6 protein-coding genes are annotated in these 4,281 nt (G+C 29.5%); all 6 read right to left on the reverse strand.

What is annotated here, in order from left to right:
- Nucleotides 1–36 precede the first annotated feature (36 nt).
- Complete coding sequence (locus tag PHC28_RS16180) at nt 37–516, reverse strand: glycoside hydrolase family 16 protein (protein ID WP_300103103.1); 480 nt, start codon at nt 514–516, stop codon at nt 37–39.
- A 138-nt stretch (nt 517–654) separates the two neighbouring features.
- Entirely contained in the window at nt 655–828 is a 174-nt protein-coding gene (locus PHC28_RS16185; protein ID WP_300103106.1) for a hypothetical protein, read from the reverse strand.
- A 2-nt stretch (nt 829–830) separates the two neighbouring features.
- Entirely contained in the window at nt 831–1,733 is a 903-nt protein-coding gene (locus PHC28_RS16190; RefSeq protein WP_300103109.1) for a GyrI-like domain-containing protein, read from the reverse strand.
- Between the two features lie 106 nt (nt 1,734–1,839).
- Nucleotides 1,840–2,283 carry a GNAT family N-acetyltransferase gene (locus tag PHC28_RS16195; RefSeq protein WP_300103112.1) on the reverse strand — a complete coding sequence of 148 codons (444 nt, stop codon included), beginning with the start codon at nt 2,281–2,283 and terminating at the stop codon, nt 1,840–1,842.
- An 80-nt stretch (nt 2,284–2,363) separates the two neighbouring features.
- The gene (locus tag PHC28_RS16200) at nt 2,364–3,203 is read right to left on the reverse strand and encodes an alpha/beta fold hydrolase (protein ID WP_300103115.1); all 840 of its coding nucleotides are present in this window, start codon (nt 3,201–3,203) and stop codon (nt 2,364–2,366) included.
- Nucleotides 3,204–3,829: 626 nt separating this feature from the next.
- Nucleotides 3,830–4,281: family 16 glycoside hydrolase (locus PHC28_RS16205; RefSeq protein ID WP_300103118.1), on the reverse strand; the 452-nt coding region annotated here is incomplete at its 5' end.

Genomic DNA, 4,281 nt, shown 5'->3' on the forward strand with positions numbered 1-4,281 from the left:
TTTGGGGTCATTAAACTTGTGAATTCCCATACCAATTTATGCTTTATTTTTTTTAATATTCCAACCTTTAATTTCCATAACGCAAAGCTCTGATGACTTATCCGGACTATCTTCAAAGCCAATCATCCAAAGTGCCACGACATCCGATTTAGTTGCAGCAAACTTGGCTCTCATTTCAAAATAACCGTACTGGGGAACAAATTTCTGCTCCATTTTCTGTTCTTCACGAACCACACAATTTGGATTAAAAAACTTATGTTGTCCAATCTCACTGGCTAATTTCCCAGCAAAAACTCCTGTTTGAACAGAGGAGCATTTGACTTCACCATTAAATTCAGGACACCAAGGCATTTGATTTTCTACAATTTGTAAAGAAAGTTGCCCATCTTTTATTTTGTAGTTAGGCTTAGACATTTCTCTGGAACTCCATTGCGGTAAATAATAAGGCAACCAATTGTTGGTATTTAATTCTGATTCACTAAAATCCTCATTGAAAACTAATTTGTAGTCTTTCATATTTATAGGTTTAATTTCAATTGATTTTACAGAGTTGTTCATTTTTTGTGAATGAATTTCTAAAGGGCAAATTACTAGTGATAGTAACAAAATGACCAAAATTTTAATCAAATTTTTCATTTTTTAAAACGTTCTTTATTACTCTTTTTTGGGGTTTGGTAAACAAATACCTAGCTTTATCGAATAGGTTGTTGTTTCTTTTTCTTTTTCCTTGCCATAACTATTTTTGCTGATATTTATTTGAATTCCAATTGATAATATTGTAATTACTATAATAGAAAAAACAATTAATTTATTTTCTTTATATTTCATTGTTATTCAATTGGGATACAAAAATCTACAATACTAATTTTTTCTGGGTGTTCGTTGAAATCGTTATAATAAACTTCATAAGGGTTTTGGTCTGCTTTTTTGTATCCGTTTTCACTCATCCAAATAAAAAGGCTACTCCACGATTTTTCAAATTCATTTATTCCAATTTCAAAATGTCCAACAATAAATTTTCCCTTTTCATTTGTTGTTAAGCCAATTTCTCCACTAACTTCAACTTTTTCTTTCAATGAAATACAAGCACTCATTCTAACTTTATCAGGTTCCGTTATTTTAAAACTATCGTGATAGATTGTAACTACTTTTAAATTTTCATTTTCTAAAAGTCCTTTTGGTGTTGCCCACTTAATTAATTTGGCATAAGCATTTTCCATTCCGTTATGCCCAATTTGTGTGATAAATGCTAAATCTAATTTAGGCATTTCTTTAATTTCAATTTTTGCTTTCATTTTAATCCATTTTTTATGATTATTAATGTTGCAAATATATTCCTCTAATATTCCACTTTCTTGTCCATTCTTGCTTTGTACTTTACCAATCTTGCTAAATTTGTTTGGATTGGATTTTCTGAATTCTGTTGGGTTTATACCGTAAAATTTTTTGAAAGTTCTTGTAAATGAAGAATTACTATTAAATCCATATTGTAAGGAAAGTTCAGAAATTGTGATTTCTCGTTTGTGCAAAAGTATTGACGCTGTTTTTTCTATTCTTTTGCGAGTAATGTACTCGTTTATCGTTTCGTTTGTAATTGCTTTGAAAATTCTGTGCAAATGAAAAGGTGAATAAAATCCAATATTTGCGATAGTTTCCAAAGTCAGTTCTTGGTCTAAATTATCATCGATAAAGCAGAATATGTTGTTAATTCTTTTTATGTAATCTTCTTTCATATCTAATTTATATATTTTGAAATAAATGGCAATAGCATTTATTTAGTCTTTGTCAGTTTCATATTGTTTTAAATGTTTTCTTTTAACACATCTATCACTTTGTTTATTATTTATAAACATCAGGATTATACAGTTCCATATAAATTTCTGGTTTTGGTAATTTTGTAAAACCATATTTTTCATAAAGCCAATCGGCGGTTGAGGTTAATAAAATCCACCGTCTCAATCCTTGCAAGTTGGGATGATTCATTACTGCATTCATAAGTTTTTTTGAAAGCCCTTGTCCTCTATACTTATCTAAAACATAAATATCTCCTAAATAGGCAATGGTTGCATAATCTGAAATTACTCTTGCAAATCCTATTTGGTTTTCTTTGTGAAACAGTCCAAAATTCAAGGAGTTTTCAATAGATGTTTGTACTTTTTCTATTGGAATATTATCACTCCAGCCTGAATGGTTGGATAGAAAATCGTGAATGGCAACTGTATCCATCTTGTTTTTATCAGTTGTGATTGTGTAGTCATCAAAAGTGATTTCAATTATTTTCATTTCGTGCTAATTTCTATTTCAGTTTTAGTATATTTTAGGGCTATACATTTGGTAGTCGGTTTCAAGTTTTTATTTTCTGTTTACTTTTCTATTTCATCAAACAATAACTTCCATAAGTTATTTTCAAATGTACTTCTGAAAATTCCAAAATGTCCAATGTCTTTTGTATTGTATTCGTTTGGTTTTAAATGCAATCTTTTTACATCAGTATTTTGATATTTTTCAGTCAACCAATCAACGGCTTCTTTTGGTGCGTAAAAATCGTTTTCAATGCTTATCGCAACTGTTTTGGCTGAAATATATTTAAAATATAAATCTTGTTCTAAAACTTCATCAAAAAGATAATTTGGCTTCTTTCCCCATCCGATCCATTGTTTTGCTACGTTTTTCGGTAAGTTTTCCATTCCGCTAATTCTCTTAGATGGAATATAACCGAAAATATTGTTTAATGTTGGAAAAAGTATGTACCAATTTAACCATATTTTTATTCTATCATTTCCTTTCCACAATTTCCAATATCCACTTTGTGCAGCAACTAAAATCAGTTTTTGAACTTGTAATGAAGATTTTGCCAAACCAATAAGTTGCCCTCCTATACTGTGTCCGAGTATAGTTATTTTTGATGTCTGATAATTTTCTTTTACATATTTAATAACAGATTCCAAATCATTTCTACCCCAATCTGAAGCGTTATTTGTCTGTAGTTTGATAGGTTGCTTTAAAGAAAATCCAATACCAGCATAGTCAAATGTAACTACAGTAATACCATTTACCGAAATAAAATTCGAAAAATTTTTGTAAAAACCTTGTTTTACACCTGTTGCAGATGCAATAATAAGAACTGGTGAATTGCTCCCTGCACTATATATTTTTGCAGTAATTGTGTTTCCATTTGCTGTTATAATTTCTACTGTCTCCATTTTAATCAATTAATGAGTTGAATCGCTTGTCGATGTGGTGAATTTTAGCACAACAATTTAACAGAACCCTTTCTATTAAACCTTGCACAAATGCTTCATAGAATTACTTCTGCCCCATATTGTCAAATCAATGTTAAGATTCGTTGTCCTCCCCCAATTAGTAGGAATATTCTTTCGGTATTGTTACTCCGTTAAAATGATTTGTCAAGTCATAAAAGATGACAATTGTCAAAATAAATCCCAAAGCCAAAATTGGAAATGATTATCTTTTTGGTGTTAAACTAAATATAGATTGTTTCATTGTTTTTTGTTATTAATTGAGGCAATATGTCCAAAAAACGAGAGAATAGCAAGTCTATAATATAGAATAAAAAACAAATTGAAAGGGAATGAATTAAGTCCTGCAATACTAAAATATAAATTTGTGTTAACTGTAAGAAAATTGTATTAAAAATAGGTAAATATTATTAAAAACAATTATCGATACGTTTTTTTATTCCAGTTTACTAAACAAAAAACACTCGAATAGATGTTTTTAATAATTGCACCCAACGTGTTAAAATAGTTTAATTCTTTTACTAAATTTTTATAGTCGTCTAAAATTGTTATTTTCATCTTTTTAATTATCAATAATTATCTATTTTTATATTTTTTACTTCAATACTCCTAAAATCGCCACCACTACCACCACCAACAAATATTCCAAGTTTACCACTTTGAATATTGTTTAATTTTTCCACTTCCAATGAGGGTACTTTTGAATCATTTATAAAGGCTTTGATGGTTTTGTTTTCGACAATTAAGGTCATTGTAAACCAACCATTGGGATTTGGCGGATTTTTAATTTCCTTTTCAAATATTCCGTTTCGTTCTTCTCTTAACTTTTTCCAGGTGTAAATTGGGTGTGAAACGTATTGAATAGCGTGTATTTTCCGAACTGAATCTGTGGCTAAAAAATTAAAAGGACGACAATATACTGCATCATAAGTTGTATCATCTTGTCCGTGGAAAGCAATACCAATAAAACTTCGTTGCACTACATTTTTGCCTCGCATTTCGATTTTGATTGTTCCATTTT

Origin of the sequence: Flavobacterium sp., assembly GCF_028712645.1 — a bacterium.
Taxonomy (GTDB): Bacteria; Bacteroidota; Bacteroidia; order Flavobacteriales; family Flavobacteriaceae; genus Flavobacterium.